The 25,575-nt window shown below is 71.2% G+C and carries 29 protein-coding genes and 1 pseudogene; 18 read left to right on the top strand and 12 right to left on the bottom strand.

Annotated features, from left to right (window positions below):
* Positions 1 to 169 precede the first annotated feature (169 nt).
* The 6 genes from BLW47_RS17795 to manD are packed head-to-tail and all read left to right on the top strand — an operon-like array spanning position 170 to position 8,650.
* Positions 170 to 3,367 (top strand): glycosyl hydrolase 115 family protein, encoded by a 3,198-nt coding sequence (locus BLW47_RS17795; protein ID WP_091558692.1) that lies wholly within the window; start codon positions 170 to 172, stop codon positions 3,365 to 3,367.
* Between the two features lie 26 nt (positions 3,368 to 3,393).
* Positions 3,394 to 4,602 carry an extracellular solute-binding protein gene (locus BLW47_RS17800; RefSeq protein WP_091558696.1) on the top strand — a complete coding sequence of 403 codons (1,209 nt, stop codon included), beginning with the start codon at positions 3,394 to 3,396 and terminating at the stop codon, positions 4,600 to 4,602.
* 52 nt (positions 4,603 to 4,654) lie between these two features.
* Positions 4,655 to 5,719 (top strand): ABC transporter ATP-binding protein, encoded by a 1,065-nt coding sequence (locus BLW47_RS17805; protein WP_091558699.1) that lies wholly within the window; start codon positions 4,655 to 4,657, stop codon positions 5,717 to 5,719.
* A complete protein-coding gene (locus BLW47_RS17810) occupies positions 5,716 to 6,615 on the top strand; it encodes an ABC transporter permease (protein WP_091558702.1) in 900 nt (299 codons plus the stop codon). The genes BLW47_RS17805 and BLW47_RS17810 overlap by 4 nt, the downstream gene beginning before the upstream one ends.
* Positions 6,612 to 7,445: an ABC transporter permease gene (locus tag BLW47_RS17815; RefSeq protein WP_091558706.1), complete on the top strand. Its 834-nt coding sequence runs from the start codon at positions 6,612 to 6,614 to the stop codon at positions 7,443 to 7,445. Before BLW47_RS17810 ends, BLW47_RS17815 begins: the two co-directional genes overlap by 4 nt.
* Positions 7,442 to 8,650: a D-mannonate dehydratase ManD gene (manD, locus tag BLW47_RS17820; RefSeq protein ID WP_091558709.1), complete on the top strand. Its 1,209-nt coding sequence runs from the start codon at positions 7,442 to 7,444 to the stop codon at positions 8,648 to 8,650. The genes BLW47_RS17815 and manD overlap by 4 nt, the downstream gene beginning before the upstream one ends.
* Before the next feature lie 107 nt (positions 8,651 to 8,757).
* Here manD and BLW47_RS26070 read toward each other — a convergent pair.
* Positions 8,758 to 8,916: pseudogene (locus tag BLW47_RS26070) on the bottom strand (YkvA family protein); the annotation flags it as partial.
* Complete coding sequence (locus BLW47_RS17830; protein ID WP_091558712.1) at positions 8,850 to 9,185, bottom strand: DivIVA domain-containing protein; 336 nt, start codon at positions 9,183 to 9,185, stop codon at positions 8,850 to 8,852. The pseudogene BLW47_RS26070 and the gene BLW47_RS17830, both read right to left, overlap by 67 nt.
* 416 nt (positions 9,186 to 9,601) lie before the next feature.
* Here BLW47_RS17830 and BLW47_RS17835 point away from each other — a divergent pair, with 416 nt between their 5' ends.
* Together BLW47_RS17835 and BLW47_RS17840 are read left to right on the top strand one after the other, a co-directional pair.
* The gene (locus BLW47_RS17835) at positions 9,602 to 10,465 is read left to right on the top strand and encodes a helix-turn-helix domain-containing protein (protein WP_091558715.1); all 864 of its coding nucleotides are present in this window, start codon (positions 9,602 to 9,604) and stop codon (positions 10,463 to 10,465) included.
* On the top strand, positions 10,462 to 10,683 hold the full coding sequence (locus BLW47_RS17840; protein WP_091558719.1) for a DUF397 domain-containing protein: 222 nt from the start codon (positions 10,462 to 10,464) through the stop codon (positions 10,681 to 10,683). Before BLW47_RS17835 ends, BLW47_RS17840 begins: the two co-directional genes overlap by 4 nt.
* 68 nt (positions 10,684 to 10,751) lie before the next feature.
* Here BLW47_RS17840 and BLW47_RS17845 read toward each other — a convergent pair whose 3' ends face one another.
* Positions 10,752 to 11,216: a hypothetical protein gene (locus tag BLW47_RS17845; protein ID WP_091558723.1), complete on the bottom strand. Its 465-nt coding sequence runs from the start codon at positions 11,214 to 11,216 to the stop codon at positions 10,752 to 10,754.
* Between the two features lie 411 nt (positions 11,217 to 11,627).
* Here BLW47_RS17845 and BLW47_RS17850 point away from each other — a divergent pair, with 411 nt between their 5' ends.
* The 5 genes from BLW47_RS17850 (at position 11,628) to BLW47_RS17870 (ending at position 14,761) form a co-directional block, all read left to right on the top strand.
* The gene (locus tag BLW47_RS17850) at positions 11,628 to 12,128 is read left to right on the top strand and encodes a SigE family RNA polymerase sigma factor (RefSeq protein ID WP_091558726.1); all 501 of its coding nucleotides are present in this window, start codon (positions 11,628 to 11,630) and stop codon (positions 12,126 to 12,128) included.
* A complete protein-coding gene (locus tag BLW47_RS17855; protein ID WP_091558728.1) occupies positions 12,121 to 12,966 on the top strand; it encodes a hypothetical protein in 846 nt (281 codons plus the stop codon). The genes BLW47_RS17850 and BLW47_RS17855 overlap by 8 nt, the downstream gene beginning before the upstream one ends.
* Before the next feature lie 197 nt (positions 12,967 to 13,163).
* On the top strand, positions 13,164 to 13,685 hold the full coding sequence (locus BLW47_RS17860; protein ID WP_245736721.1) for a hypothetical protein: 522 nt from the start codon (positions 13,164 to 13,166) through the stop codon (positions 13,683 to 13,685).
* A 181-nt stretch (positions 13,686 to 13,866) separates the two neighbouring features.
* Positions 13,867 to 14,355 carry a PQ-loop repeat-containing protein gene (locus BLW47_RS17865; RefSeq protein WP_091558732.1) on the top strand — a complete coding sequence of 163 codons (489 nt, stop codon included), beginning with the start codon at positions 13,867 to 13,869 and terminating at the stop codon, positions 14,353 to 14,355.
* Positions 14,356 to 14,554: 199 nt separating this feature from the next.
* A complete protein-coding gene (locus BLW47_RS17870; protein ID WP_091558735.1) occupies positions 14,555 to 14,761 on the top strand; it encodes a hypothetical protein in 207 nt (68 codons plus the stop codon).
* 155 nt (positions 14,762 to 14,916) lie between these two features.
* Here the strand turns inward: BLW47_RS17870 and BLW47_RS25820 are convergent, their stop codons facing one another.
* Complete coding sequence (locus tag BLW47_RS25820) at positions 14,917 to 15,048, bottom strand: hypothetical protein (RefSeq protein ID WP_281247285.1); 132 nt, start codon at positions 15,046 to 15,048, stop codon at positions 14,917 to 14,919.
* 255 nt (positions 15,049 to 15,303) lie between these two features.
* Between BLW47_RS25820 and BLW47_RS17875 the strand changes: the two genes are divergently transcribed.
* Together BLW47_RS17875 and BLW47_RS17880 are read left to right on the top strand one after the other, a co-directional pair.
* Positions 15,304 to 15,537, top strand: a complete 234-nt coding sequence (locus BLW47_RS17875) for a LuxR C-terminal-related transcriptional regulator (RefSeq protein ID WP_175543685.1) — start codon at positions 15,304 to 15,306, stop codon at positions 15,535 to 15,537.
* A 112-nt stretch (positions 15,538 to 15,649) separates the two neighbouring features.
* Positions 15,650 to 16,699, top strand: a complete 1,050-nt coding sequence (locus BLW47_RS17880; RefSeq protein WP_091558742.1) for an L-dopachrome tautomerase-related protein — start codon at positions 15,650 to 15,652, stop codon at positions 16,697 to 16,699.
* 44 nt (positions 16,700 to 16,743) lie between these two features.
* Here the strand turns inward: BLW47_RS17880 and BLW47_RS25655 are convergent, their stop codons facing one another.
* From BLW47_RS25655 to BLW47_RS17890, 3 genes are all read right to left on the bottom strand, one after another.
* Positions 16,744 to 17,811 carry an AAA domain-containing protein gene (locus BLW47_RS25655; protein ID WP_245736722.1) on the bottom strand — a complete coding sequence of 356 codons (1,068 nt, stop codon included), beginning with the start codon at positions 17,809 to 17,811 and terminating at the stop codon, positions 16,744 to 16,746.
* Positions 17,721 to 18,641, bottom strand: coding sequence for a DEAD/DEAH box helicase family protein (locus tag BLW47_RS25660; RefSeq protein ID WP_245736723.1), 921 nt, complete (start codon positions 18,639 to 18,641; stop codon positions 17,721 to 17,723). The genes BLW47_RS25655 and BLW47_RS25660 overlap by 91 nt, the downstream gene beginning before the upstream one ends.
* Positions 18,642 to 18,873: 232 nt before the next feature.
* Positions 18,874 to 19,800, bottom strand: coding sequence for a LysR family transcriptional regulator (locus BLW47_RS17890; RefSeq protein ID WP_091558747.1), 927 nt, complete (start codon positions 19,798 to 19,800; stop codon positions 18,874 to 18,876).
* A 66-nt stretch (positions 19,801 to 19,866) separates the two neighbouring features.
* Between BLW47_RS17890 and BLW47_RS17895 the strand changes: the two genes are divergently transcribed.
* Positions 19,867 to 21,129 carry an MFS transporter gene (locus BLW47_RS17895; RefSeq protein WP_091558750.1) on the top strand — a complete coding sequence of 421 codons (1,263 nt, stop codon included), beginning with the start codon at positions 19,867 to 19,869 and terminating at the stop codon, positions 21,127 to 21,129.
* Positions 21,130 to 21,136: 7 nt separating this feature from the next.
* Here BLW47_RS17895 and BLW47_RS25825 read toward each other — a convergent pair whose 3' ends face one another.
* On the bottom strand, positions 21,137 to 21,517 hold the full coding sequence (locus BLW47_RS25825) for a S8 family serine peptidase (RefSeq protein ID WP_217634879.1): 381 nt from the start codon (positions 21,515 to 21,517) through the stop codon (positions 21,137 to 21,139).
* Positions 21,498 to 22,196, bottom strand: a complete 699-nt coding sequence (locus BLW47_RS25830; protein WP_217634880.1) for a S8 family serine peptidase — start codon at positions 22,194 to 22,196, stop codon at positions 21,498 to 21,500. The genes BLW47_RS25825 and BLW47_RS25830 overlap by 20 nt, the downstream gene beginning before the upstream one ends.
* Before the next feature lie 207 nt (positions 22,197 to 22,403).
* Here BLW47_RS25830 and BLW47_RS17905 point away from each other — a divergent pair, with 207 nt between their 5' ends.
* A complete protein-coding gene (locus BLW47_RS17905; RefSeq protein ID WP_091558752.1) occupies positions 22,404 to 22,955 on the top strand; it encodes a hypothetical protein in 552 nt (183 codons plus the stop codon).
* An 18-nt stretch (positions 22,956 to 22,973) separates the two neighbouring features.
* Here BLW47_RS17905 and BLW47_RS17910 read toward each other — a convergent pair whose 3' ends face one another.
* The 3 genes from BLW47_RS17910 to BLW47_RS17920 all read right to left on the bottom strand — a co-directional run bounded on the left by BLW47_RS17910 (position 22,974) and on the right by BLW47_RS17920 (position 24,357).
* Entirely contained in the window at positions 22,974 to 23,318 is a 345-nt protein-coding gene (locus BLW47_RS17910; protein ID WP_245736724.1) for a VOC family protein, read from the bottom strand.
* A 237-nt stretch (positions 23,319 to 23,555) separates the two neighbouring features.
* Positions 23,556 to 24,029: an SRPBCC family protein gene (locus tag BLW47_RS17915; protein ID WP_091558754.1), complete on the bottom strand. Its 474-nt coding sequence runs from the start codon at positions 24,027 to 24,029 to the stop codon at positions 23,556 to 23,558.
* On the bottom strand, positions 24,013 to 24,357 hold the full coding sequence (locus BLW47_RS17920; protein ID WP_091558758.1) for an ArsR/SmtB family transcription factor: 345 nt from the start codon (positions 24,355 to 24,357) through the stop codon (positions 24,013 to 24,015). The genes BLW47_RS17915 and BLW47_RS17920 overlap by 17 nt, the downstream gene beginning before the upstream one ends.
* 139 nt (positions 24,358 to 24,496) lie before the next feature.
* Between BLW47_RS17920 and BLW47_RS17925 the strand changes: the two genes are divergently transcribed.
* A complete protein-coding gene (locus BLW47_RS17925) occupies positions 24,497 to 24,859 on the top strand; it encodes a hypothetical protein (protein WP_091558761.1) in 363 nt (120 codons plus the stop codon).
* Positions 24,860 to 25,575 lie beyond the last annotated feature (716 nt).

Here is a 25,575-nt window from a genome sequence, read left to right on the forward strand (position 1 = left end):
GCACTGTCGTATCAGGATCGGCAGAAGGCGCCCGTGGTTGAGAGCCGCGCGGGGTGACGACGGCGGAGATCGACGGTGATTGCTTGACCGGCATTCAACAACGTGGATACATTCCTTCCGGAACACTTCCGGAATTCTCCATGCCGTCCCCCCTCCACGGAGAACCGATATGCGAAGGTTCGCTCCGCCCGCCCCGGCATCGACAACCACCCCGGCATCGAAACTCCTGCGGGTCGTCCTGGCGGTGGCGCTCGCGGCCACGGCCGCCGGCGCCATGGACCGGCCCGCCACGGCAGCCGGCGCCATCGGCCGGCCCGGCACGGCGGCCGCGCCGGCCACCGGGGACCAGCCCGGCACCTTCATCGCGTACGCCCCGACACGCGGCGGCTTTCCGCTGGTGGCCGGCGGCCGGGCCGCCCCGGTGGTGGTCAGCGGCGCCGACCACCCCGGCGTGGTCCGGGTGGTGCAGGACCTGCGCGCCGACGTCGACCGGGTGACCGGCGTGGCGCCGGCCGTCTCGGTCGACCGGGTGCCCGCCCGACGCGACATCGTGCTGGTCGGCACGATCGGCCGCAGCCCGCTCATCGACCGGCTGGTCCGCGCCGGCAAGCTCGACGTGCGCGGCATCGCCGGCAGGTGGGAGACGTCGCTGCAGCAGGTGGTGACCGATCCGCTGCCCGGCGTCGGCCGGGCGTTCGTCATCGCCGGCAGCGACCAGCGCGGCACGATCTTCGGCGTCTACGAGGTCTCCCGCCAGATCGGCGTCTCGCCCTGGTACTTCTGGGACGACGTGCCGTCGGCGCACCGGGACGCGCTCTGGGTGCGGCCCGGCCGGCACAGCCAGGGCACGCCGAAGGTGAAGTACCGGGGCTTCTTCATCAACGACGAGAACCCGGCGCTGGGCACCTGGGCGCCCGGCTTCTTCGGCCCCGGCAAGGCCCCCGGCTTCCCGAACGGCTTCAACGCCGACTTCTACGCCACCGTCTTCGAGACGATGCTGAGGCTCAAGGCCAACTACCTGTGGCCCGCGGTGTGGGGGCGGGCGTTCGCCGAGGACGACCCGGCCAACCACGCCACCGCCACGGCGTACGGCGTGGTGATGGGGACCTCGCACGAGGCGCCGATGATGCGCGGCATCGAGGAGTGGAACCGGCACGCCGTGCCCGCCGTGCGCGACGGCAACGGCACGATCACCACCCCCGGCCGCGACCCGTACGGCGGCACCGGGGAGTGGAGCTTCCGGCGCAACGAGGCGGCCGTCACGGCGTACTGGCGGGACGGCGCGCAGCGCATGAAGGAGCAGGACATCGAGGGCGTGATCACGCTCGGCATGCGCGGCAACGGCGACGTCAGCCTGCCCGACGGCGACGGCATCGACCTGATGGGCACCATCATCGACACGCAGCGGCAGATCCTGCGCGACACGGACCTGATCGACGCGCCGCAGGTGCAGACGCTCTACAAGGAGGTCCAGCGCTACTGGGACAACGGCTACCGGCCGCCGGACGACGTCACCGTGGTGTTCTGCGACGACAACTGGGGCAACATGCGCAAGCTGCCGCACCAGGGCCTGCCGGCGCGCAGCGGCGGCTACGGCATGTACTACCACTTCGACTACGTCGGCGGCGGGCGCAACTACAAGTGGGTCGACACCGCCAATCTGGCCAACACGTGGGAGCAGCTGCACCTGAGCTACACGTACGGCGTCGACCGGCTCTGGGTGGCGAACGTCGGGGACATGAAGAACGAGGAGCTGCCGCTGCAGTTCTTCCTCGACTACGCCTGGGACCCGGACCGCTGGCCGCTGGAGAAGCTGGGCGAGTGGGAGCGCCGGTACGCCGCGGAGAACTTCGGCCCCGCGCACGCCGACGAGATCGCCGAGGTCCTCAACCGGTACGGCTTCCTGCAGTCGCGCCGCAAGCCGGAGCTGCTGAACCGGCGCATCACCCTCGTCCCCGGCAAGGACCCGGCCACCGACCGCGACGCGATCGTCTACGACGACCAGGGCAACCCGTACACGCTGACCGACTTCCGCGAGATGGACACGGTGGTGGCGGAATGGCGGGCGTTGGCGGCGCGCGCGGAGCGGCTGCGGGCCACGCTGCCGGCCTCCCACCAGGACGCCTTCTACCAGCTCGTCTACTACCAGGTGAGGGCGTCGGCCAACCTCTACGCCCTGCGGCACGCCAACTTCACCAACCTGCTCTACGCGGCGCAGGGGCGGGCGGCCACCAACGACGTCGCCGCGCTCGCCGAGGCGCGCTTCGCCGAGGACCGGGCGATGTCGGAGTACTACAACACGCGGCTCGCCGGCGGGAAGTGGGCGGGCTGGCAGACCCAACCCAAGATCGGGTACGGCAACGCGGCCCGCTACAACAACGCGGCCTGGCAGCAGCCGCAGACCGACAACCACGTGGCGCTGCCGGACGAGATCTACCCGCATCTGAAGCGGATCACCGTGCCGGCCGCGGCCGAGCTCGGCGTGGCGATCGAGGGCTCCGAGCAGTGGTGGCCGGCCGCGTCCACCCCGGCCGTGCTGCCGACGTTCAGCCCGTACCAGAGCCGGCCGGCGCAGTACATCGACGTCTTCAACCGGGGCGCGACCGCCTTCGACTACGCCATCACGACGGGCGCGTCGTGGCTGCGCGTCACGCCGGCCAGGGGCCGGGTCGACAAGGAGGTCCGCGCCACCGTCCGGGTCGACTGGGCGCGCGCCCCGCACGGGATCACGCGGGTGCCGATCACCGTCACCGGCGCGGACGGCCGTCGGGTCGAGGTGACCGCGGTGGTCGACACCAGCCGGCCGCGCGGCGCGGCGCGCGGCTTCGTCGAGGCGAACGGCTACGTCTCGATGCTGGCCGACCACTACACCCGGGCGGTCACCGCCCCCGGCGTCGGCTGGAAGACCATCCCCGGCATCGCCAGGACCGGCAACGGGGTGACGCCGTGGCCGGTGGACGCCGCCAGCCGCGCGCCGGGCGGGGCGAGCCCGCGGCTGGAGTACGAGATGACCCTGACCTCGTCCGGCCCGGTGACCGTGTCGGCGCTCCTGTCGCCGCGCAACAACGTGTTGCCGACCGACGGGCTCAAGTACGCGATCTCCATCGATGACGCCGCTCCGCAGATCGTGAACATCACGAAGGCCACCGGTGCCGACGACGGCGGCATGAACCGACAGTGGGAGCGGAACACCTCCGACAACGTCAACGTCACCGTCACCACCCACACCATCGACAAGCCGGGCGTGCACACGCTGAAGCTCTGGATGGTCGACCCCACGGTCATCGTGCAGAAGGTGGTCGTCGACACCGGCGGCGTCCCGTACAGCTATCTCGGCCCGCCGGAGAGCGTCCGCGTCGGTCGATAGCCCTTCCTTTCCTCGAAAGGGGAACCATGCGCCGCCGCTGCCTCATATCGCTCGCCGCCGCCGCCGCGCTCGGCCTCGTCGCCGCCTGCGGGGCGCCCGACTCGCCCGGCGGGTCGGCCCGGACCGGCGGACCGGTGCCGGAGAAGCCGGGCGCGCCGGTGACGCTGAACGTGCTCGACGTGGCCGGAAACCTTCAGCTCACCCAGACGATGATCGACGAGTTCGTGCGGCGGCACCCCGACATCGTCTCCCGCGTCACCTACAGCAAGTCCCCGGCGCCGGAGCTGGTCGGCAAGGTCAAGGCCCAGCAGAACGCGAACCGGGTGGACATCGATCTGGTGCTGACCGGCGTCGACGGGCTGGCCGCCGGCATCGATCAGGCACTGTGGACGCCGCTGCTGCCGACGTACGCGGGGCGGCTGCCGGGGATGGCCAGCTATCTGCCGGGCGCGGCGGCGATGCAGAAGTTGGCCGGGGATTTCGGGGTGACGGTCACGTACTACCCGTCCGGCCCGCTGCTCGAGTACCTGCCGAGCAAGGTGCCGAACCCGCCGACCAGCGCGCAGGGGCTGCTCGACTACGCGAGGGCGAACCCCGGTGCCGTGCAGTACGCCCGCCCGTCCAACTCCGGGCCCGGCCGCACGTTCCTGATGGGGCTGCCCTACCTGCTGGACGACTCCGACCCGAAGGACCCGGTGAACGGCTGGGAGAAGACCTGGGCCTACCTCAGGGAGCTGGACAAGCACGTCAGGCTCTACCCGTCCGGCACCGGTGAGACGATGAAGAACCTCGCGAACGGCTCCGCGAAGATCATCGTCACCACGACCGGCTGGGACATCAACCCGCGGGCGCTCGGCACCGTGCCGAAGGACGCGAAGGTCGCGGCGCTCGACGGGTTCCACTGGGTGACCGACGCCCACTACGCGGTGGTGCCCAAGGGGGTCTCGACCGACAAGCAGGCCGCGGTGCTGGCGCTGCTGAACTGGATGCTCACCCCGGAGCAGCAGGCCAGGGCGTACGACAAGGGCTACTTCTATCCGGGCCCCGCGGTCCGGGACGTGCCGCTGAGCATGGCACCGGCCGACAGCCGCGCCGCGATCGAGGAGTACGGCCGCCCTGAGTACGAGCGGCTGATCGCCGACCACCCGCTCGAGGTGCCGCTGGACGCCAAGGCCCTGGTCGCGGCGTTCGACCGGTGGGACCGGGAAATCGGCGGGGGGAAGGTCACGCAGTGACCGCGCGGAGTGTGCGCAGCGAGCCCCGCAGTCGCGGACAACGGGTGGCTCAGTGAGTTTCGACAAGCTCCGGCTGGACGGGGTGACGCGGCGCTTCGCGGGACGGCCCGGGTTGGTCGACCTGACGCTGACGATCGAGCGGGGCGAGTTCATCGCCCTGCTCGGCCCCTCGGGTTGCGGCAAGTCCACCGCCCTGAACTGCCTCGCCGGGCTGCTGCCGCTCTCGGTCGGCAGCATCTGGGCCGACGACACCCGGCTCGACACACTGCCGCCCGAGCGGCGCGGCTTCGGCATGGTGTTCCAGAACTACGCGCTCTTCCCGCACATGTCGGTGCGCAGGAACATCGCCTTCGGGCTCCAGATGCGCCGGCTGCCCCGCGCCGAGGTGCGGCGGCGCACCGACGAGGCGATCACACTGGTCCAACTGGAGGAGCACGCCGCCAAGCTGCCCGGCCAGCTCTCCGGCGGCCAGCAGCAGCGGGTCGCCATCGCCCGCGCGGTGGTGCTGGAGCCGGCGCTGGTGCTGATGGACGAGCCGCTGTCCAACCTGGACGCCAAGCTGCGGCTGGAGATGCGTACCGAACTCCGCCGGCTGCACCAGTCGCTCGGGCTGACCACCGTCTACGTCACCCACGACCAGGAGGAGGCGCTGTCGCTGGCCGACCGGCTGGTGGTGCTCCGCGACGGCCGCGTCCAGCAGATCGGCACCCCCGAACAGCTGCACACCCGGCCGGCCAACCGGCACGTCGCCGACTTCATGGGCTACCGCAACCTGCTCCCGCTGACCGTCACCGAGAAGGTCGGCGACCGGGTCGTGCTCGCCCGCGGTGACCTGCGGCTGATCGGCACCGCGGTCGCGCCGGTCGACCTCGGCGACGAGGTCACCGTCGGCATCCGCCCCGAGGACCTGCGGCTCGTCGACGCCGACGCCATCCCGGCCACCGTGGAGGTCGTCGAGTACCAGGGTCGCGAGGTCGCCGTCGAGGCGCGCACGGCCGACGGCGTACGCCTGCACCTGCGTACCCCCGACCGGCCGGCACCCGGACACAAGATCCATGTGGCCGCGGACCCGGACCGGGTCCTGGCCTTCCCGACCGACGACGGGGCCGGCGGATGAGCGGGCGCACCGCGCTGCGGCACCGGCTCGCCGAACGCGGCATCGACCGGCAGCTGCTGCTGCTCGCCCCGGCCGCCGCGTTCGTCGCGGTGCTGTTCATCTACCCCTTCCTGTACGGCGTCGGGCTGTCGCTCCAGCCGGCCCGCGGTGGCCCGCTCGGCGCGTACCGGCAGTTCTTCGCCGACCCCTACCAGCGCGACACCGTGCTCACCACCCTCGGCCTGGCACTGCCGGCGGCGCTGCTCAACGTCGCCGCGTCGGTGCCGATCGCCTACCGGATGCGCGGGCACCGGTCCGGGTGGCGCAGTCGGGGCAAACGCCTGCTCACCACCGTGCTGGTTGTGCCGATCACGCTCGGCACCGTGCTCACCGCCCAGGGGCTGCTCAACTTCCTCGGCCCGACCGGCTGGTTCAACCGCATCCTGCTCGCGACCGGGCTGGTCGATGCGCCGCTGCGGCTCACCAACAACTACTGGGGCGTGTTCTTCTCGCTGGTCATCACCGGGTTCCCGTTCGCGTTCCTGCTGGTGCTGTCGTACCTGTCCGGGATCGATCCGACGCTGGAGCGGGCCGCCGCCACCCTGGGCGCCGGCGGGGCGCAGCGGTTCCGCCGGATCACCCTGCCGCTGCTGGCCCCCGGCCTGGCCACCACGTTCTGCTTGACGTTCGTGCTGGCGTTCAGCGTCTTTCCCTCGGCGGTGCTGGTCGGCGACCCGGCGGGACAGACCCGGGTCATCTCGATCGCCGCCTACGACGCCGCCTACGTGCGCTACGACTACCCGATGGCCGCCGCCATCGCCGTGATCATGGGCGTGGTCGAGCTGGCCGTCATCGCCGCGGTCCTCGGCTGGCGGTCGCTGCTCTATACCGGCTCGACGAGCGGGGGCAAGGGATGAGGCGCGGACTGGTGGCGCGGCCGGCGGCCTGGCTGGTGTGGGGCCTGGTCGCGTTCTTCTTCGTCAACCTCGCCGGCGTGATCGGCTCGGTGGTGGTCAGCTCGTTCGGCACCCGCTGGTTCGACACCTGGCTGCCGCAGGGCTGGACCGGCGGCTGGTACGCCCAGGCGTGGCAGGAGTTCGGGCTGCTGTCCGTGCTGCTGGTGACGGTGCAGGTGTCGGCGCTGGTGGTCGGCATCTCGGTGCTGATCGGCGTGCCCGCCGCGTACGTGCTGGCCCGGCGCTCCTTCCCCGGCCGGCGGCTGCTCTACCTGCTCTTCCTGCTGCCGATCCTGATGCCGCCGATCACCTACGGCATCCCGCTGGCAACCGTGCTCTACAAGTACGGCTTCGCCGGGCACGTCTCCGGGGTGGTGCTGGCCAACCTGGTCCCGTCGGTGCCGTTCGTCATCCTCACCATGACGCCGTTCATCGAGCAGATCGACCCGGCGATCGAACGCGCCGCCCGGATGTGCGGCGCCGGCACCCGGCAGATCTTCACCCGGATCCTCGCCCCGCTGCTGGTGCCCGGTCTGCTCGCCGCCTCGATCCTGGTGCTGGTCCGCACGGTCGGGATGTTCGAGCTGACCTTCCTGACCGCCGGGCCCGACTCGCAGACCCTGGTGGTGGCGCTCTACTACTCGATGTCCGCCGCGGGCATCCGCGCCCAGCAATCGGTCGACGCGATGGCCGTCATCTACACCACGATGATGCTGGTGCTTCTCGTCGTGGCGCTGCGCTTCGTCAACCCCACACAGCTGGTCGCGCGGGTCAAGGAGGACGTGGAGTGAAGATCACCGACGCCCGGGTCATCGTCACCTGCCCCGGCCGCAACTTCGTCACCCTGAAGATCGTCACGGATTCCGGTATCACGGGGGTGGGGGACGCGACCGTCAACGGCCGCGAGATGGCCGTCGTGGCGTACCTCCGCGAGCACGTGGTGCCGCTGCTGATCGGGCGGGACCCGGCGCGGATCGAGGACACCTGGCAGTACCTCTACAAGGGCGCGTACTGGCGGCGCGGCCCGATCACCATGGCCGCGATCGCCGCGGTCGACACCGCGCTGTGGGACATCAAGGGCAAGGTGGCCGGGCTGCCGGTCTACCAACTGCTGGGTGGGCGGTCCCGCGCCGGCGCCACCGTGTACGGCCACGCCTGCGGCGAGACCATCGAGGAGATCCTGCGCGAGGTGGCCCGGTTCGTCGACCGGGGCTACCGGGCGGTGCGGGTGCAGTCCGGCATCCCCGGCCTGCACGGCGTCTACGGCATCAGCAACAACACCCCGATCTACGAGCCTGCCGACGCCGCGATCCCCACCGAGGCGGCCTGGTCGACCGAGCGCTACCTGGCGCACATCCCGTCGGTCTTCGCGAAGCTGCGCGACGAATTCGGGCCGTCGCTGCGGCTCCTGCACGACGTGCACCACCGGCTCACCCCGATCGAGGCGGCCCGGCTCGGCAAGGAACTGGAGCCGTACCACCTGACCTGGCTGGAGGACCCGGTGCCGGCCGAGCTGCAGGAGGGGTTCCGGCTGATCCGCCAGCACACCACCACGCCGATCGCGGTCGGGGAGGTCTTCAACACCGTCTGGGACTGTCAGCAGCTCATCACCGAGCAGCTCATTGACTACATCCGGGCCACGGTGGTGCACGCCGGCGGGATCACCCACCTGAAGCGGATCTTCGACCTCGCGGCGCTGTACCACGTCCGCAGCGGCTCGCACGGGGCGACCGACATGTCGCCGGTCTGCATGGCGGCCGCCGTCCACCTGGACGTGGCGATCCCCAACTTCGGGCTGCAGGAGTGGGCCGGGCACAGCGGGGAGACGGACCGGGTCTTCCCGCACGGCTACCGGTACGACGACGGCTACCTGCACGTGTCCGAGGAGCCGGGGCTGGGCGTGGACATCGACGAGGAGCTGGCGGCGCAGTACCCGTACAAGCCGGCGGCGCTGCCGGTCAACCGGCTGGAGGACGGCTCCCTGCACAGCTGGTGAGAGTTGCGCGGACGGCTGAGGGCGGTGAAGCCGTCGTCGGTTCCGGGCCAGTGTCTGCGGACGGCTTCGAGGCCGGCGCGGCGAACGGTGGAGCGCAGGACGGCGGTGACGATGACCGCATCGTCGGCGTAGCCGAGACCTGGGATGAAGTCGGGGATCAGATCGTTGTGAGGCGCGACCTCGGGCGCTGACGACCGCTTCACCAGGCGCGTTCGTTCGCGCCCGGCCCGCCGTGCCGAGGCTGGTCGGCCGCGCCGCCCTGGCACCGCCGGGCGTGCATGCTCTGCCAGTCGCGCAGCGCCCGCTTGATGCGCTCGTTCTCCCGGCGCACCCGTACCACCTCGGCCTGTAGCGCCCCGAGATCGACCGCGACGCGGTCGAGAAAGGTACGCACGTCGTGCGGGTCGAGACCCCGGCGGCCGAGCCGGGTGACCGCGAATTCGCGCTCGCGCACGTGGCGCGGGCTGAGCAGCATCGCCGATTCCGCCCGATACACGGTGCCGGCACGCGGATCGCGATGGTGAATTGCGGGCATGAGATAACCCTTTCTCGTCGACACGATGGATGGGGCGGAGCGCTGCCTGCTGATCGGGTCCCGGCCGCGCTCCGCCCCGCCCTGCGACCGCAGCCTCAATTGGCGGGTACGGCGGCAGGGCCGTCTATCGGGACCGGGTCGCACCGGGGAGAACGTTCGTGATAGATGTGTGTCAAGTCGGTGCGGGGATCCACGGATCCCTCCTCAGAGACTCGACGTGTTTCGGTATGCGACTGCCACTCGCAACGCCCATTCACGTCACCTTCTCGGCTCCTGGCAAAGCCGCGGTTGCTCGCTGACTGCCCGCGGCGGGCGGTAACCACCATCACCTGCTCCGATGGCCACGTTTTCAGTGCCATTGAGGTGGAGCAATGGTTCATGCGCCAACTTCCCCGGGAACTCTCGAGAGGTGGACAATGCCGCACAAGCCGTTCATCCGAACCCTGCGCGCGCAGTGGCTCGGCCAGCAGCTGCGCGAGCTGCGTGAGCAGCGCGGGATGACGTTGAAGCTCGTCTCCGAGCACCTGCAACGGGACATGTCCGCGCTCGGCCGCTACGAGCGCGCCGAGTGGCCGATCCGGCGCGGCGACGTGGTCGCGCTCCTGGATCTCTACGGATTCCACGAGGCCGGTGAACGGGACCGGCTACTGCGCCTCGCCGAGGAGGTGTGGCGCACCGACCGCTGGGACGAGGACTACGGCGACGTCGTCGACGCGTCGTTCATCGACTTCCCCTGGCTCGAATCCAAGGCCGAGCAGGTCTGCTCCTACCACGCGATGCTCGTGCCCGGACTGTTCCAACTTCGCGAGTATGCGGAGCTGGTGATCCGCTGTGTCGAGGGGCCGAAGGCCACCGAGGAGAAGGTGTTGCGCTGGGTCGACCTACGGATGCAGCGGCAACACGTCCTCGACGATCGGAGTAACACCAAGGTTGAGAGCATCATTGACGAGTCAGCACTTCGACGCCAGGTCGGAAGTGCGACGGTGATGCGAGCACAACTGGACCACATCGTCCAGCTCATGCAACACCCCAATGTTCAGGTGCGCGTGCTGCCCTCGCGCGTCGTGCTGCACCCGGGCGTCGACGGGTCGTTCTGGCTGTTCAAGATGCCCGAGCCGTATCCGGCGGTCGGCTATCTCGAGAACCTGGCGGGACAGCTATACGTGGAATCACCGAAGTCAAAGCGCTTCGTCGACACGTACGATCGGCTCCGGGAGGCCGCACTCGACCCGCGCGAGTCGGCGAAGCTGATCGGGACCATCGCGGAGGAACTGCAATGAGCGAAGACTTGTCGGCAGTGGCGTGGCGCATCAGTACCAAGAGCGCGGACAGCGGTGGCAGTTGCGTGGAGGCGGGGCCGGTCGGGGACGGCAGCGGTCGGGTCGCCCTCAGGCACAGCAAGAACCCCGACGGTCCGACCATCGTCTACACCCGAGCGGAGTGGGACGCCTTCATCGGCGGCGTCAAGGACGGCGAGTTCGACTTCGACGAGAGCTAGTCGACGCCAGGGCGAGTGTGTGAACGCTTATTGCTGTTCCGGCGGCAACGAGCGTTCACACACCGCCCTCAGTCCAGGAGCCAGTTGTGCAGGCTCGCGCCGTACGGGGTCAATGTGAACGCCACCAGCGCGAAGCAGAGCACGGTGCCGACCGCCAGCCGGACGACGGTTGGCCGGCGTGAGCGGACACGGGCGGCCTGGGCCAGACCGGCGGCCCCGACGAGCCCGCCGAGGATCGCCAACGGCGCGATGAACAGCGCCACGGCGCGCGCGACGCCGAAGATCCAGGTCAGCGGGTTCCACGCGGATGCCGGTCCGAGCGGTGGGATCCAGTCCTTCGGATCGCCGTACCGCTCCAACCCCGGATCGAGCAGCCCCGCGTAGTCGCCGGTGCCGATCGCGGCGGTCAGCAGCGTGACCCCGGCGCCGAGCAGGTACGCGATCACCACCAGGTGCTGCGCCCAGCTCGCGAAACGGAGGCCCACCGCACGCTCAACCCGCCGGACCGCGCCGTCGTCAGCCACGTCGGCCATGAGTGGTCGTCCTCTCACACGTCGCGTACACCTGCAGGGGTAACCCGCGGTCCCATCTGTTACAACAACGGCCACGTCCCCGGCGCGGCCAACACAAGCTCCGATGTGGACCGCCCGCGTCACGACACCGCTCGCTCATCGTGTCACGTCGAACTGAGCGTCAGTACCAGGAGCGGGCCCGAACATCGATGTCCGCGCAGCCATCCGGGCCGAGTAGTCGACCACCAGGGTCCGCCCGTATCCGGCCCGCACCGCGGACGCTCCGGACAGCGGATGAACTGGCGTCATCCCGCACGCGTACACCGGACGTTTCAGATCGTGGCACCGCCAGCGGCACCGCGGCTCAGTCCTGATGCAACCGAGCGCCGCGATGAGGCGTGACAGGCGCAGGATCGCAAGGGGGAGGGGACGTTGGACAGAGACGAAGGGTTCGAGGAGTTCTATCGAACCAGCAGACATCGGGTCGTCACGGTGCTCTACGCGCTCGGTGGTGACCTGACCGAGGCCCAGGACGCCGCGCAGGAGGCGTACGTGCGGGCCTGGCAGCGCTGGTCGCAGGTCAGTGAGTACGGCGATCCGGAGGCGTGGGTTCGCACAGTCGGCTACCGGCTTTTGGTCGACCGCTGGCGCAAGATCCGCAACGGGATCGCCGCGTACCGCCGCCACGGGCCGGACCCGGCGGCCGGCCCACCCTCGGAGAACACCGTCGCCCTGGTGGCGGCGCTACGCCGACTGCCCGCGGAGCAACGGCAGGCCATCGTGCTGCACCACCTGGCCGACCTGTCGGTCGCGGAGATCGCGGCGCAGACCGACACGCCGACCGGCACCGTCAAGGCCCGCCTCGCCCGGGGCCGCAAGGCCCTCGCCACCCTGCTCGACACCACCCTGCCCGAGGAGGTCAGCCATGCCTGATCCACTCTTCGCCGAGCTGTACCGCGACACCGAGTACCTGACCTGGGCGCCGACCGAGCAGGTGCGCCGGCGCGGCCGGCAGCGCACCCGGCGTACCCGGATCGCGGCCGGCCTGGCCAGCGCCGTGGCCGTCGCCGTGGTCGCCACCGGCGCGGCGGCCCTGGCTGGTCGCCCGGACGCTTCCCCGCCGGCACCTCCGGCGACGAACCCCCCGGCGCCGTCCAGCACTCCCAGCCGCGCCGCCGATCCGACGCCCTCCCGCGGTCCGACCTCCGCCGACGCGACGCCGCCGGGCCCACCGCGGACCAGCAGCCGACCCAGCACCGAAACGCCGGATCCGGCCGTCCCCGCCGCCGCGCTGCTGCAACTGTCCGACCTGCCCGACGGCTTCGTCAGGAGGGAGAGCGACCTCGACGGAGACTGGTCGCTGGAGGCGGTGACGATCTACTGCCGCAACAACTCCCCGTCGATCCGCGTCGGCGAGGTGGCCCTGCGGGGGGTCGTGTTCGACTCGCCGACCGCCGGATTGATCGAACGGGTGACCCGCCACTCGGGTGACAACGCCGCCATGTCCATGGACCGGGTACGCCGCGTGGCCCGGGAATGCGTCCCGCACCGGGAGGGCGACTCGCTGTCGATCATGGCCGAGGGGCTCGCCGGTGACGAGTCGGTGCTGGTGGGCGCGGTCATCGAGGGCAAGCCGGGCCGCTGGCTCTTTGTCCGGCAGGGTGACCTGGTGGCGCAGCTTCGGCTCGACAGCAAGTCGACGCCGGCCGAGGCGCGGATCTATGCGCAGCGGGCGGCAAATCGGCTCTGCGCTGGCACCGACGCCTGCTGACCTTTACTGCGGCGGTGACCCGCGCGCCGGAACCGGTGCGCGGGTCACCGCCGCAGCGTGGGTGTGGATCACCGGCCACGCCGAGACCTGCGCGTACGACCATCCGCCTGCGCGTACGAAACGCTGGCAGACGACTGGTTCGGACAAGCGGCGACGGCCGGCGCCGTCCGGACTCGGACGGACGTTAGCGTGTGTCCGTGAACGTGGCCGACGATGAGCAGGTGGCGGCGTCACTGGCTGGCTGGATCAGGGAGCTGACGTTCGTCGACCGGGCTGAGGACGAGGTAACGGCGCTGCTCGTCGACGCGGCGGTGGCGTGGGGGACGGGCCAGGGCTGGCGGGTCTACCGCAGAGCGCCCAGCGTCGTCTCCCTTCCGCCCCCGTACGAGCATCGTCGGTCGTCGCTGGACGTGGCATGTGCGCGGGCCGGGGGAGCGCCGATCGTCATCGAGGTCGACCGCTCCCACCGCCGGCGTACGGTCGACAAGCTCGTGGCGGAGTCCGAGGCGGGTCGGATCGCGATCTGGGTCCGATGGGGAACCGGCACGTTCGAGCCCCCCGCGGCACCGGTGAGGATGGTGACCTGCCCGGTCACCTCCCGTCGCGGTCTCGGGGGCCAGGGCACCCTCTACTCGCGCCTACCGGCAAGTGACCGGCCGGCCCCCCAGCACACGGCGGTCGATATCAGCGTGGACCGGCAAGGGGACCTGTTCGACTGACCGGCCGTCGGGCTGCGCCGCCGGTCACATGGCGTGTGAGCAGCGGTACAGGCCCGAAAGAGGGAACGTGCCGCACGACGGCGATCTCGACATCCGACGAGTGGATAATGAAACCGGCCCGCGCAATGTCGCCCGACGCCGTGACCGTCGTGCCAGTTCGAAATCGTAAGGTCGTACTCTCGTGTCCGCGCTCACGCTGCTGGGTATCACCGGCAACGTCCTGTCCACCGTCGCCATCTTTCCCCATCTCGCCCAGGCGATCCGCGAACGCCGCCCGAGCGGTTCCGCCTTCGGCTGGAGCCTCGGAGCCCTCTGCGGCCTGCTCTGGCTCACCTACGGCATCCTCACGCAGAACCTGATCGTCGGCGCGCCCGGCTGGATCACCGTACCGGTCGGTGCGGCCCTGGGCTTCTGGTGCTGGAAGTCGGAGCGGGGCCCGGTCATGGCGCTGGTCGCGCCGTCCCTGGCACCCGCCCCGGCGCCGGCCGTCGCGCCCGCAACGCCCGCCGTGGTTGCCGCAACGCCGGATCAGGCCGGGATTCCCCGGCAGTCCGCGGCAGCGACCTTGACGATGCCGAAGCTGACCCCGTCCTGCACGCCGCCGCGGCAGCAGCTGCGTCGCGCGCCCGCCGTGCGCGCCCGCGCCGCGGCCGGACGACGTCAGTACTGACACCGCGCACCACATCACCGCGTAGCAGCCCCGGCTCGGTCGTCGATGCCGGGGCTGCCTGCTGCTCCCATGTGGACGCTGGCTCGCGAGGACACCGAAATACGTGGTTACGTTGTCGCGACCGGGGGGTATCAACCGACCGTCTACCTCGACCACGCCCCCCCGTGCGGGGACCCCTCTTGCACGCTAGGAGACGCCAGTGCGTACCGGATCAATAGGTGGAGTGATCATCCTCATCTGGCTGGTCATCGGCGCGATAGCGGCGGGCCAGCGCGGCTACTTCGACAACTCTGAGAAGAACTGCGCCGAAGCCGGCACCATCGCGGTGACGGTTGTCGCCGGGCCACTCAACTACCTCGGCGTCAACCCCAAGATCAAGTGCACGCTGCCCCAGCCTTCGAAGTAGCGTGACCCGCTCGGACGTCCGCCTCCCGCCCGTCCCGGGGGGAGGCGGGCCCGGGCGGCGTCGACGATCCGTCGGGGCGGCCGCGCGGGGTTCGTCGTTCGGGCGACCCGTTCCCGTGAGCTTTTTTCCGGACCGCTCTACAGCGAACGTCCACGCTAGACACACGTGAAACTCGGCCGCTTGAACATCGTTTGTAAATAATCGCGCGGAATGCCGCTCGCCGTTGCCGGCTCGCGCGGCGTCGGTTCGTCGAGGAGCTCGGCCTCGACCCCCGGCTCGAACTCCAACGGCTGGAGCACCTGCCCGCCCGACCCGGACGACGTGCGCGGCGCACCGCGGCGCCGGTAGAGGAACGCGCAACGCCCCCGCCGCCCGCGGTCGCGCCCCGGAAATCGTCACGGTGGGTAATCCGCGGCGCCCTGTTATCCGTACCCATGGTCATGAATGCCGTGGCGCCGTCCGTGAGCGACGGACGCACAGCGGGTCCGCCATCGCCGCCGGTGTGGTCCCTACCGTTCCTGACTGGGAGGTCAGCCACCGTGATGACTATCGGGGACGCGCCGCGCGTCGAGTTGACCGACCGACAGCGGGCGGTGCTCCGGCTGCTCTGCGCCGGCGCCACCGACCGGCAGATCGCCGCGCACATCGAGGCGAGCGGCCGCACCGTGCAGCGCGAGATCGCCCGTGTCCGGGCCGTGCTCGGCGCACCGACCCGGGCCGCGATGATCGCCGCCACGGTGCGGGCCGGCGAGCTCGACGCGGCGCGTCACGGGTAGCGCGCCGGCGGTGACGTCGGTCCGTCGTTGGGCGGTGCGCCCGGCATGAAGCCGGACGACGCGGGTATCCGGGCGGGGTGCCGCGCACACCAGCCGGGAGAGGGATCGGCAGATGACACAGCTCCCCACCACCGAGGACCCGCGCCTCACGCCCGTGTGCGCCGCGGACCGGGTCTGGACCGGGGTGACCACGACGCCGGACGGACGCATCTTCGTCAGCTTCCCGGCGGCGGACGGCCCCGGCATCCAGGTCGGCGAGGTCAGGGACGGGACGATCGCGCCCTATCCGGACGCGTCGTGGAACGCCGTCCGGGAAGATCACAACCCCGACGGGGCGTTCGTACGGGTCAACGCGCTGCGGATCGGCCCCGACGGCTACCTCTGGATCGTGGACGCCGGCGCGCCCGGCATCGGGCTCAGCCGGGTCCCCGGCGGCCCCCGGCTGGTCGTCGTCGACCCCGAACTCAACCAGGTCATGCGGGTCTACGATCTCGATCCGGTGACGCGGGAGACGAGCTACGTCGACGACATCCGGTTCAACGGCCGCTACGCCTACCTGACCGACGCCGGTGCGCCGGCCCTGATCGTGCTCGAAGTCAACAACGGCCACCTACGCCGGGTGCTCGACAGCCATCCGAGCACGACGGCGCAGCGTCCGATGTACGCCGACGGGAAGCTGCTGCGCGACCAGCACGGCGGCGAGGTACGCCTGCACGCCGACCAACTCGAGGTCTCGCCCGACGGACGGTACCTCTACTTCCAGCCGCCCTGCGGCCCCCTGTCCCGGGTGGAGACCCGCTGGCTCGACGACCCGGACGTGTCCGCCGCGACGCTGGCGGAGCACGTCGAGACGGGCTGGGTGGACACCCCGACGACCGGCGGCACCGCGATCGACGGCAACGGCGTCATCTACCTCAGCGACAGCAACCAGCGCCGCGTCCTCACGATCGCGCCGGACGGCGAGGTGCAGACGCTGATCGCCGATCCCCGGCTGATCTGGCCGGACGCGATGTGGGTCGACGCGCGGGGCGACCTGTGGATGCCGGCCGCCCAGCTCAACCTGACGCCCGGATTCAACGGCGGCAGGACCGAGGTGCGCTATCCCGTACAGGTCTACAAGCTGCACGTCGACGCCGGCCCCGCCCCCAACGACCACGCCTGACCGTGGCGCGGGGCCGTGCCCGCCGCGTCACGACGTTGCCGGCGCTATGCCCGACTCACCGCGGGCACAACGCGCAGTTCGTGCGCGAGCTCCAGCGACGCCCGCACGGGGTCCTGCGCCCACCTGCTGGCGAACGCGTCGCGCAGCGTCCAGCCCATCCGCCGCAGCGCGCGGTGCCGCTCCAGGTGCGCGGCGACGCCCTCCGGGTGCACCCCGCAGATCAACCCGACCGCGCTGTCGCCGTCACCGACGCACAGGTCGACGCTCCACCGTCCGACCGGGTAGTCGACGCGCACCGTGAGGCCGTGCGACGCCAGCCGCGCGCCCAACCGGGCAGGCCAGTCCGGCCCCTCGCCGGGCGGGTGTTCGACGCCGGCCGGGAGCACCGACGCGTACCCGAGGTAGTCGCCGACGATGCCGGAGCTGTCGCGGAGCGAGGTGACGACCACCAGGCGCTCACGGGCACGCGTCACCATCACGTTGAACAGGTGCCGGTCGCTGACGAACCGCTGACGGGCCGGGGAGTCGTCGTCCGCCAGCCCCAGCGACACCACCACGGTGTCGGCCTCGCTGCCCTGGAACGCGTGCACCGTGCCGGTCCGCAGCCGCAGCCGCTCGATCTCCTCGACCGGGAACGCCGCCAGCAACGCCGACTCGAGCGCGTCCGCCTGGTCCCGGAACGGGGTGATCACACCGATGTCGGCGGCGTCCCGCTCGGCCAGCTCGCGCACGATCCCGACCACGGCGTCCACCTCGGCGCGGTTGACGCCGCCCTGCACCGCCGACGTGTCGAGCCGTACCACGTCGATGGCGTCGGCGCGCTCCGTGCGCGGATGCCGCGTCATCAGCGCGATGCGGTCACGGTAGAACCGGCGCGCGGAGAACTCGATGAGGTGGGGCACGGAGCGGTAGTGCTCCTCCAGGTACGTCACCGACGTCGCGCCGGCCGCGATGTCGAAGGCGCTCACCCGCCGTACGTCCAGCCGGTCGCCGTACCCCTCCAGTTCGTGCCGGGCCAGCGTCACCGCCACGTCCACGTCGGCGACGAAGGAGACGAACCGCAACTGCTGCGGGTCGCCGACCACGAGCGCCGACCGGGCGCGGGCCAGCACCGGGGCCGCCCGGATCTGGTCGATGTGTGCCGCACGGCGTGGCTCTTGCCGTTGCCGGGCGGGCCCGAGACCGCGACGACCGGCTCGTGCCGCACCCGGTGCACCACCTCGCGCTGTGCGTCGCTCAACGGCAACGGCGACAGCACCGCCTCCCGTGACGGCGGCCGGTCGAGCCCCGCGGACCCGCCGTACACCCGCGCGAGCGCCGTGTCGGCCAGGCCCTCGCGGCCCGCCCACGTCAACAGGGTGTCGCGCAGCCCCGTCGCGGAGACGTCGCGGACGACGAAGAGCGCCGCGACGGCGTACCCGACCAGCTCGCCGTCGGGGGTCTTCGGCAGCGGACCGTCGACCGCGGTGACCCGGGCCGGTGTCAACCCAGCCGCCGCGGCGGCGGTGCTGATCCAGGCGGCCGAACCCGTCGCCCCCAACCACGCCGCGCCGCCGAGTCCGGGCGCCGCCTCCAGCGCTGCGGCCGTCTCGCGATCGGTGACCAGTGGGGTCAGCTCCAGGTCCCCGGCGGGCACGATCCGGTATCCGCGCAGCCCGCGTTCCAGCCGGACCGGTTCCGCGAGCAACGGCAGCCGGACCTGCCGCCGTGTCCCGTCGATCTCCGTGCCGCCGACGACCCACGCCCAGCCCCGCCGCAGGATCCGCTCGTGCCGGTGCAGCTCGTCGAGGGCCGCCAGCCGGTCCGTCGTGCGGTTGCGCGGCGCCCGTTCCGGCTCCCGCAGCCACACGATCGGCTGGCCGCCGCGGCCGACGTCGAGCACGCGTTCCCCACCCGCCGGAGCCAGGTCGGCGAGCGCGGCCAGGATCCGACGCGGATTCATGACGTGTGATTCTGCCGGACGCACTCGCGGGGGCGCCGCGCCGGCCGGCCCGCGCGGGGGCTTCCACGCAGGTCAGGGCCGCGCCGCGTCCGGCGATGGTCGGTGCCGGGACGCGACGGCCGCGAGCTGCAGCCGGGCGTGCAATCTCGATGAGCGATATACCGGGGAGGCATATTTATGACTCTGCGTCATATGCAGCCGTGGTTGCCTGCCCCCGCAGTCGAGCTGCTCGTCACCGCGCACGCGGGGACCGTCCGGGCGACGCGGTGCGGAGCACGTAGTCGCGGAACGCGCTCACCGCGGGCGCCGCGGGACGGTCGGCCAGCCAGACCAGCGCGATCTGGCGGCACGCGCGGGGCGTGATCGGCACCTCCACCACGCCAGGGGGCAGCGGCCGTTCGGCGACGGGCAGCAGCGCGACGCCGAGCCCGGCGGCCACCACGCCGCGGACGGTGTCGACCTCCTCGCCCTCGAACGCCAGCTCCGGCTCGAAACCGGCCGAGCGGCACAGCTCGTCGGTGATCTGCCGCAGGCCGTACCCCGGCTTCATGCCCACGAACTGCGCGTCGGCCAGCTCGGCGACGCGGATGCGACCGCGGTGGGCCAGAGAGTGGTCGGCGGGCAGGTTCGCGACGATCGGCTGCTGGTCCAGCACCGCGTGCGCGAACTCCGGCGCGGCCGGCAGCGGTGAGGTGAGCGCGAGATCCGCCTGACCCGCGCGCAGCCGCCGCAACAGCTCCTCATGCGCGCCCTGCGAGAGCGTGAACCGTACCGCAGGATGCTTCCGCCGGAACGCGCGCAGCAGCTCCGGCACGCGGCGTTCGCCCATGGTGTGCAGGAAGACCAGCCCGACGTGACCCCGCTCCGGGTCGGCCTCCTCGATGACCCGCTGACAGCCGCCGCGGAGCGCGGCCAGCGCGGCCGACGCGGACGCCGCGAGGTGCTCGCCGGCGCGGGTGAGCTGCAGAGCACGCCCGGAACGCACCGCCACCGGCGTGCCCAGCTCGTCGCCGAGCCCGACGAGCCAGCGGCTCGCCGTGGGCTGTGGCACCCCGAGCCGCTGCGCGGCGCGGGTCAGGTTGCGCTCCTCGACCAGTGCGGCCAGGAGCGCCAGCCGGGGTGCCAGCGTTGCGGTCATCGCGTCCACATCATCATTCATTTCTGAATCCATTGCTCCGCATCTGCGTATTGGACGAATGAATAATCCGAGCCTAGCGTCGGGTTTGTGTTGCTGGAACGCGAAGAATGTGTCACGACCGTGCCCCACCGCCGGGGCACACCCGGATTCCGCCGGATCACGTGGGCGCTGTTCGCCGCCGGGCTGGCCACCTTCACCACGCTGTACTGCGTGCAGTCTCTGCTGCCCGCGCTGACCGAGCAGTTCCGGATCTCGCCGGCCACCTCCAGCCTCGCCGTATCGCTCGGCACCGCCGGCCTGGCCGTCGGGATCATCCCGCTCACCGCGCTCTCGGCCGTGTGGGGCCGTACCCGGATGATGACGACGTCGCTCTTCCTCGCGGCCTCCCTGGGGATCGCCCAGGCGTTCAGCCCCGGCTTTCCGGTGTTGCTGGCGCTGCGCGGGGCGCAGGGGCTCGTGCTGGCCGGGGTGGTGGCGACCGCCATGTCGTACCTGGCCGAGGAGGTCGAGCGGGGGTCGCTCGGCTTCGCCATGGGCCTCTACGTCGCCGGCAACAGCATCGGCGGCATGGCCGGGCGGCTGATCGGCAGCCTCGTGCTGGACGTGTCGAACTGGCGGTGGGCGCTCGCTGTCGTCGGCGCGCTCGCGCTGGGCTGCGCGGTGCTCTACCGGGCGCTGATCCTGCCCTCGGCGCACTTCCGGCCGGTGCCGCCCCGGCTCCCCGCGCTGGCCGGCGCCGTCGCCCGCGCGGTGGCCGACCGCGGCCTGCTCCGGCTCTTCTGCTGCGGCCTGCTGCTGATGGGCGGCTTCGTCACCGTCTACAACTACCTGGGCTTCCGGCTGCTGGCCGTACCGTTCGGGCTGCCGCACGCGGTCGCCGGGCTGATCTCCGTGGTCTACCTCGCGGGCTCGATCTCGTCGGCGCTCGCGGGAAGAATGGCCGACGTCCTCGGCCGGCCGCGAATGCTCTGGGCGACGACGCTGGTCATGCTCGCCGGCGTGGTGCTGATGCTGCCGTCCAACCTCGTGTCGGTCACCGTCGGCCTGGTGGTGACGACCGCCGGCTTCTTCGCGGCGCACACCACGGCCAGCAGCTGGGTCGGGGCCCGCGCGGCCACCCTGGGCGTGCAGGGGCCTGCGCTCTATTTGTGCTGCTACTACCTCGGCTCCAGCATCGGCGGATGGCTCGGTGGCCTGGCGTACGGCGGTGCCGGCTGGGCGGGCGTCACCGGCTACGTCGGTGCCTCCGTGCTGACCGTCCTGCTGCTGGCGCTGAGCCTGCGCACGCTGCTTCCGGCGACGTCCACGACGACGCCCCCGTCCGCGATGCGCGCAGCGGGGGCGTCGTGAGTCGCGGCTACGCCCGCGGCGCGGCGACCGCTGCCCCGGCGTCGACGATGCCCCAGCCGTAGGCCGGGGTGTAGACGCCGCGCAGCACCCCCGCCGGCGTGCGGGCGGTGGACATCAGCACCGAGTACACGTTGTCGAGGCTGCGGCCCTGCGCGAACAGCAGCGCCGCCACACCGGCGACCTGCGGGGCCGCCATCGAGGTGCCGGCGAGCGCGTCATAGTCGGACTGCCCGCAGCCGGCCGCGCCACTGCCCCGCGGCACTACCGACCAGATGTCGTCGTCGCACGACACCAGACCGGCGCCGCCCGGCGCGGCGACCGCCTTCAGGTCGAGCTTCGCGCCCAGGTTCGAGTACCACGCCTTCAGCTCATTGCGGTCCGTCGCCACCACGCACATCGCCCGGCTCCCACGCCGGCGTCGCGCACAGTGGGGCCGCCTCGTTGCCCGCGGCCGCGATCACCGCGACGCCCTTCCCGCTCGCGTACGCGATCGCGTCGGTCACATCGGAGACCAGCCCCGTCAGGGTGAGCGCCTGGGTGCCGGGCAGCCCGCCGAGGCTCAGGTTGACCACCTGCGCGCCGTGGTCGGCGGCGTAGCGGATCCCGGCCGCGATGTCGGCAAAGCTGCCGGCGCCCTGTTCCAGCACCTTGATCGGCATGATCCTGGCGTCCGGCGCCACCCCGGCGATGCCGACGCCATTGCCGGTGGCCGCGGCGGCGATGCCGGCGACGTGGCTGCCGTGTGTGTCCTCCGGATCGGCCACCCCGTCGGGACCGCGCCAGTCGCCATTGCCGCACGAGGCCGACCCGCAGTCCACGAAGGTCGCGCCCGGTACGAGCTTGCCCGCGAAATCCGGATGGCCGAGGTCGACGCCGGTGTCCACCACCGCGATGATCACGCCGGCCCCCGTGCTCGTACGCCACGCCTGTTCGGCGTGCAGTTGCTGCAGGCCCCACTGTTTGCCGTACAGCGGATCGTCGCTGGCGGCCCAGGCGGGCGCGGCGGTCAGGGTGAGGGCGGCCGCGGCGACCGTGGTGGCGCCGGCGAGCAACCGAAACATCGACATCAGCGCTCCCGAAGGTGAGTACGGCCCGTTGTGGTGGATATCGCGGCGGGCGTCGATGTCATAACAGCGAAGGCGGCCGTCGGCGTCGGGGCAGTACCCATCGGGTGACCGGTCCGATCCCGATTGAGCGGCGGCGCAACCGGAACGCCCGCGGTCGCACTCTATGCACGTATGAAGGGTCATGTTTCGGGCTTCACGTTACTGACCATGCTGATCCTGGCCGGGTGCGACGCGTCCGCGCCCGTCGAGCCGCAGCCCGGCACGCCGCGGCCCACGACTTCGGTGCCGTCGCCGACCGGGGCGTTCCAGCTCCGCCCGCTGCGGTTGCCCAGCGTCCCCGCCGGAGGCCCATGCCCGGTCACCCCGCGCACGCCGTGGTCCGGGCCGGGCGTCGCCGGGGCAGTGCTCGGCGAAGGTCCGCTGTACCCGGTCGCCGACTACTTCCGCGACGGCGTGCTGCAGTTGCGTGACACCGACCGTCGGCCGGCCGGCGGGTACGAGGTGAAGGTGCGGTGGATCGGCGCCGGGTACGCCGGACCGGTGCTCGTCCGGGCCGGCCGCATCGACGGCAAGGGGGCGGCGTCGGTCACGTTCTCGAACGTCGGCGAGAAGCGGGACGGTGGTCACTACGCGGAGCTGAACGGGCCGACCACCGACATCCCGGCGACGACCTCGGTGGACGGGCCGGGCTGCTACGCCTATCAGGTCGACGGGACCACGTTCAGCACGGTGATCGTCTTCCGCGCCGCGCTCGGATGACTTCGGCGGGCACCGGGGTCAGCCCTGCTGCGGCCGGGAGATGTTGACCATCCACGTGATGCCGAACCGGTCCACGCAGCTGCCGAACTCGTCGCCCCACATCTGCTTCTCCAGCGGCACCGACACCGTGCCGCCCTCGGACAGCTGCTTCCAGTACCCGCGCAGGTCGTCGGCGTCGTCACCGCTCAGGCTCACCGAGATGTTGTCCCCCCGGGTGTGCTCCATCCCGGGCGGGGTGTCGGAGGCCATGAGCGTGAAGCCGCGCTCGGTCTCCAACTGGCCGTGCATGATCTGCTGCGCGAACGGAGCGTCGGCCGCCCCGGACTCGCCGAACGTGTTCAGCGCCAGCGTGCCACCGAACACGCGGTGGTAGAACTCCAGCTTCCCGGGCGTTGCCCGGGAAGCTGATGTACGGGTTGAGGCGCGAGGTCATCGCATGCTCCTTGCCGTGACAGAGGTCGATAGCCCGGAGACTAGACCTCGGCATCGACAGGAAAGGCCGGTTCGACTATTTCCACCGATTCGGCGACGGTGGTGTGCAGGTCCATGGATCACGATCGCTTTGGGGGCGCCCCCGGGTTCCCGGCGCCCCCACAGCGATCAGACCAATGTGCTCAGGTGCTTCTCGAGCGCCGCGTACGACTGCGACGCTCCCTGCGCCATTCCGGAGTTCAGCATGCCGTCCCGGTCTTCCCGGGAGTCGAACCGCGACGTACCGGTCACGACCGTCCGCCCGTCCCGCTCCTCGAACTCCAGCGTCTCGACGATCACGTGCCCCGGCATGCCCTCGAACTCGAATGTCTGCACGATGCGCTGGGGCGCCACGATTTCGCGGAACTCACCGCGGAAGGCGTAGGCGGCGCCGTCCGGGGCATGCTCCACGAACCGGTAGCGCCCGCCGACCCGGAAATCGATCTCCACGTCAAGCGGGTTCCCCCGGCCCCACCAGTGCTTGAGGTGTTCCGCCTCGGTGTGTGCCGCGAAGACCAGGTCGCGCGGCGCGTCGAAGGCGCGGCTCATGGTGATCTCGTGGTCGGAGGGGAGGTCGACGGCCAGATCATTGGTCTCGGTCATCCGTGTTCTCCTTCAGTTCGCGCAGGTAGCCGTCCAACGTGTCGTAGCGGTCATCCCAGAGCCGCCGGTACTGATCCACCCACTGCGCGAGGTCGCGTAACGGCGCCGGGTTGAGCCGGCATCGCCGCCACTGCGCCTCGCGGACCCGCGTGATCAACCCCGCCCGCTCCAACACATTCAGGTGTTTGGAGACGGCCTGCAGGCTGATGGGGAAGGGTTCTGCCAGCTCGTTGACCGTCGCGTCGCCGGCCGCCAGCCGGGCCAGGATCGCCCGCCGGGTGGGATCCGCGAGCGCCGCGAAAACGTCGCTGACCTGATTCGCTGCCACTTTCGTCGCCTTCAACCAAGTGGTTAATTAACCGACCCGTTGAACGTACGTCCGGACATGGGCTCTGTCAACCCGTTCCGGCGTGGCGGCCCGGTCGGCGGGCGTCCCGGGTCCGGGGTCCGCGACGTAAGGTGTCGATGTGGCGTACCTGCACCGGTCGGATCCCGTGGCGGCGATGGAGGCGTTCCTCGCGAAGATTGCGCCACACGATCCGCACCCGGAGGTCCGGGCGCTCTCAGTCGAGCTGCGCAGCGATGGTCCATCTGCGGTGTTCGCTCTGAGCGAGCGAGCCGCCGGCGCGTTGGCCGAGCTTCTGGTCGGCTATGTCGACCCCGACGACTGCGGGTCGTGCGCGGACTGCGGCAAACCGCTCGACAAGAACCTGTGCTGCGTTGCGTGCGGACGCGTGGACGGGATCTTCGGCCTGACGATCGCGTCGCGCGCGGCGGATGTCCGCCGGCGGGAGGGCGGCCGTCACGGTGCGCCCACCACGGAGGGATGACCGCGTACGCCGCCGCGGCGTGCCGCGGGAATGCCGGGGCCGGTGAGCGGGTTGTAACCGTCGCTGCCAGATGCACGAGTGCCGGGCGGCGCGCGGGCCGGAATGCGCGCCCGCGTCGGGTCGTTGACCCCGGGTCGCTCGACCGCGGCGTTGCCATCTCTCCGCACGACGCGGGGAATGTGACGCCCGATGGTCGCGCGCGTTGAGCCCCGTTCTCCTTCCTGCGGCTTCGGGTCGTGCGCCGGATCGGCGCGGGTCTCCGCGGGACGGGGAATCCGCGAGGGCGGCGGGGTGTTGCACCAACTGCTGTCCGACGGATCCGGCCGCGCCGACGAGGCGCGCGGGGCGGGAATGATCCGCCTGGCCGGGAAGTTGTACGAAAGAGCGCCCGGCGTGACGCTCGGTCACTGACGCTCCACGGAGTGGTCGTCGGTCGAGTGTGCGCGGGGACACGGTCCACCGGATTTGCATTCACAGCCGATGGGACGGTAACTTTCTCTCTGCCCGCAGGGAGCCGGAGAAAACGCCGGATGCCTCGGGTGCTCAGGCAGGTGGCGTGGAAGCGCCGGCCGTGACTGACGACAAACCTTCGGAGTGATTGCCGACAGAGTCGGTGTATGCTCGGTGTGTGTTTGTTCTTTGAGAACTCAACAGGGTGCTTGATAAGCCAGTGCCAAATTGATTTATACCCCGGCCGGCTTGGATCTTTATGGTTC

This window comes from Micromonospora pattaloongensis (genome assembly GCF_900107255.1).
In the GTDB taxonomy this organism is placed as follows: domain Bacteria; phylum Actinomycetota; class Actinomycetes; order Mycobacteriales; family Micromonosporaceae; genus Micromonospora_I; species Micromonospora_I pattaloongensis.

What these genes read in the sequence shown, in the direction of transcription:
- BLW47_RS17795 (WP_091558692.1), top strand. Translation starts at nt 170, where the DNA reads ATGCGAAGGTTCGCTCCGCCCGCCCCGGCATCGACAACCACCCCGGCA.
- BLW47_RS17800 (WP_091558696.1), top strand. Translation starts at nt 3,394, where the DNA reads ATGCGCCGCCGCTGCCTCATATCGCTCGCCGCCGCCGCCGCGCTCGGC.
- BLW47_RS17810 (WP_091558702.1), top strand. Translation starts at nt 5,716, where the DNA reads ATGAGCGGGCGCACCGCGCTGCGGCACCGGCTCGCCGAACGCGGCATC.
- BLW47_RS17815 (WP_091558706.1), top strand. Translation starts at nt 6,612, where the DNA reads ATGAGGCGCGGACTGGTGGCGCGGCCGGCGGCCTGGCTGGTGTGGGGC.
- BLW47_RS17830 (WP_091558712.1), bottom strand. Translation starts at nt 9,185, where the DNA reads ATGCCCGCAATTCACCATCGCGATCCGCGTGCCGGCACCGTGTATCGG.
- BLW47_RS17835 (WP_091558715.1), top strand. Translation starts at nt 9,602, where the DNA reads ATGCCGCACAAGCCGTTCATCCGAACCCTGCGCGCGCAGTGGCTCGGC.
- BLW47_RS17840 (WP_091558719.1), top strand. Translation starts at nt 10,462, where the DNA reads ATGAGCGAAGACTTGTCGGCAGTGGCGTGGCGCATCAGTACCAAGAGC.
- BLW47_RS17845 (WP_091558723.1), bottom strand. Translation starts at nt 11,216, where the DNA reads ATGGCCGACGTGGCTGACGACGGCGCGGTCCGGCGGGTTGAGCGTGCG.
- BLW47_RS17855 (WP_091558728.1), top strand. Translation starts at nt 12,121, where the DNA reads ATGCCTGATCCACTCTTCGCCGAGCTGTACCGCGACACCGAGTACCTG.
- BLW47_RS17875 (WP_175543685.1), top strand. Translation starts at nt 15,304, where the DNA reads ATGACTATCGGGGACGCGCCGCGCGTCGAGTTGACCGACCGACAGCGG.
- BLW47_RS17880 (WP_091558742.1), top strand. Translation starts at nt 15,650, where the DNA reads ATGACACAGCTCCCCACCACCGAGGACCCGCGCCTCACGCCCGTGTGC.
- BLW47_RS25660 (WP_245736723.1), bottom strand. Translation starts at nt 18,641, where the DNA reads ATGAATCCGCGTCGGATCCTGGCCGCGCTCGCCGACCTGGCTCCGGCG.
- BLW47_RS17890 (WP_091558747.1), bottom strand. Translation starts at nt 19,800, where the DNA reads ATGAATGATGATGTGGACGCGATGACCGCAACGCTGGCACCCCGGCTG.
- BLW47_RS25830 (WP_217634880.1), bottom strand. Translation starts at nt 22,196, where the DNA reads ATGTCGATGTTTCGGTTGCTCGCCGGCGCCACCACGGTCGCCGCGGCC.
- BLW47_RS17905 (WP_091558752.1), top strand. Translation starts at nt 22,404, where the DNA reads ATGCTGATCCTGGCCGGGTGCGACGCGTCCGCGCCCGTCGAGCCGCAG.
- BLW47_RS17915 (WP_091558754.1), bottom strand. Translation starts at nt 24,029, where the DNA reads ATGACCGAGACCAATGATCTGGCCGTCGACCTCCCCTCCGACCACGAG.